Annotated in this window: 1 protein-coding gene and 1 pseudogene; both read right to left on the bottom strand. The window is 49.4% G+C overall.

The features are described from left to right. Positions 1–786: pseudogene (locus Q0256_RS07090) on the bottom strand (arginine decarboxylase); the annotation flags it as partial. Then, positions 783–2024, bottom strand: coding sequence for a histidine--tRNA ligase (gene hisS, locus Q0256_RS07085; RefSeq protein ID WP_297961621.1), 1242 nt, complete (start codon positions 2022–2024; stop codon positions 783–785). The pseudogene Q0256_RS07090 and the gene hisS, both read right to left, overlap by 4 nt. Between the last annotated feature and the right edge of the window lie 367 nt (positions 2025–2391).

The raw sequence follows: 2391 nt of genomic DNA, 5'->3' as shown, positions 1-2391 counted from the left end.
ACCCATTTTGCGAAGCTCGGTGTAGATATTGCCCGCCTCGATGAGAGCCTTTTTGAGCGGGTGGATCTCGGTAATCTGCGAGCCGATATGAAAATGAATCATCGTAAACTGCTCGATGAGGTCGTTTTTCTTGAGTAAGTTTATCGCCTCTATAAGCTCGGTCGAGGTAAGTCCGAATTTAGAATTTATCCCGCCGCTTTTTGCCCACAGTCCGCTTCCGGAGTTGTGCAGCCTGATGCGTAGCCCGATGAAAGGCTTTGGTGCAAACCGCTCCTTAGCCGTTTCGATGATGGTTTCAAGCTCGTTTAACCCCTCGATCGTAAGCGTTACGTTATGCCCCATCTCTGCGGCGATGAAGCCGATATTGATGAGCTCCTTATCTTTAAAACCGTTTACGGTAATCGGCGCGCCGTATTTGTTATACGCCATCGCTAGCAGAAGTTCGGGCTTGCTACCTGCCTCGAGTCCGTATCCGTAAGGCTCGCCGATATCGACTAAATTTCTAACGAAGCCAGGGAATTGATTTACTTTAAGCGGATAGACGGCGTGGAATTTTCCCTTGTAATCAAACTCCTTAATGGCGCGGTTAAAATTTGAGTAAATTTCGACGATCTGCTTTTTGATGAGGTGCGGGAAGCGCAGCAGTATCGGGCCTCGCACGCCGTCTGCGCGGATCTCTTTTATGATATCCACCAAAGGCTGCTTGAAATCGGAGTTTAGGCATAGTTTGCCGCCGTCTATCGTGAAGTTGGAATTCCCCCAAATATTTAGTCCGTAATCGCTCATGCTCTATCCTTAAAAAATGCTTCGACCTCTTTAAATTTAATCGCAAAGGTGGTTTGATCCTCTAAATTTTTACACCATATCTCGGCGCGATCAAACTCATCCTGCCCGATGCAAAGGCAAAATTTCGCCTCCGCCCCGTCGGCTGCTTTTAAATGCTTGGCTAGGCTCTTGGGCTCGTATGAAATTTGAGTTTTACAAAACTTTCGCAGCTTTAATGCAAATGAAAACGCCGTGCTAACAAACGCCTCATCCAGCGCGCCGATATAAATCCCCTCGCGCTCTTGAGGGACTTCGCGCGTTTTTAAAATTTCGGCTATTCGCTCGATACCGATCGCAAAGCCCACGCCCGCCGTCTTTCTGCCGCCTAAAAACTCCACGAGTCTGTCGTAGCGCCCGCCGCCGCCTACGGCGCTTTGCGCGCCAAGCTCGCTTGAGACGAACTCAAAGGCGGTTTTGCAGTAGTAATCAAGCCCGCGCACGAGCTTCGCATCGATCTCAAATTTTTGCCCGTTTTGGGTTAAAATTCTTTGCAGCTGCGTAAATTCCGCGGCGCAAGCGTCGTTTAAATTTTCAGTTATAAGCGGCGCGGCGGCTAAAATTTTCTGGCAGCTTTCGTTTTTGCAGTCCAGCACGCGGATCGGATTGGTGTCGATACGCCTTTGGCAATCCTCGCAGAGCCTATCTTTGCGCTCTTGCAAGAAATTTACGAGCTTGGTTTTATACGCAGGCATGCACTCCTCATCGCCTAAAGAGTTGATTTTAAGCGTTGCGGCGACATTTAGCTCGCGTAAAATTTGAGCTAGCATCAAGATCACGCTCGCGTCCTCATAAACGCTACTTTCGCCGAAGCACTCGACGCCGAATTGATGAAACTCGCGCAGACGCCCCTTTTGCGGGCGCTCGTAGCGAAACATCGAGCCTTGATAATAAAATTTATGCACGCCGCCGCTGCGATCGAGCTTTTTTTCGACAAAGGCGCGCACGACGCCTGCGGTGCCTTCGGGGCGCAGACAGACGCTCTCGCCGCTTTTGTCGCTAAACTCATACATCTCTTTGCCGACGATGTCGCTGCTCTCGCCGACGCTGCGGCGAAATAGCGCGGTCTGTTCGAGCTTAGGCGTTTCGATGAGACAAAAGCCGTAATTGCGCGCCACGCGCTCGCACACGTTTAAAATTTGCGAGTAGATGCGCGCTTGCTCGCCTGAAATATCGTTCATACCGCGGAGTGCCTTGATCATCTATGAAATCCTTTGTGAAATTTTAAAATTTTCAAATTTTTGCGGCGATTATAGTTAAATTTTCCTAAATTTTAAGCCCTGCCGCTCGCAGCAACGCATCGGTTCTGCTTATTTGCATCGCGCGCCACAAAATAAAATACGCTTTATGATAAATTTAAATTCGGCAAAGTACGGCCAAAAAAGCAAGCCTAGAAAGGTCGCTAAATTTCAATCGCCTATGCAAGCTCAAGCGAAAGTATCTCCGTCATCTCGCCCGCTTCGTCCTCGCAGCTTACGGCGATATAATCAAAGCCGTTTGCCTTGACCTCATCCCACGAGGCGGTCCCGCCGTTTATTAGTAGGACCTTGCCGCTCTCGTCCGTTTCAT

It is taken from the genome of uncultured Campylobacter sp., from assembly GCF_937949835.1.
Taxonomy (GTDB): Bacteria; Campylobacterota; Campylobacteria; order Campylobacterales; family Campylobacteraceae; genus Campylobacter_B.
This window is presented reverse-complemented; position numbering and strand designations above follow the sequence as displayed.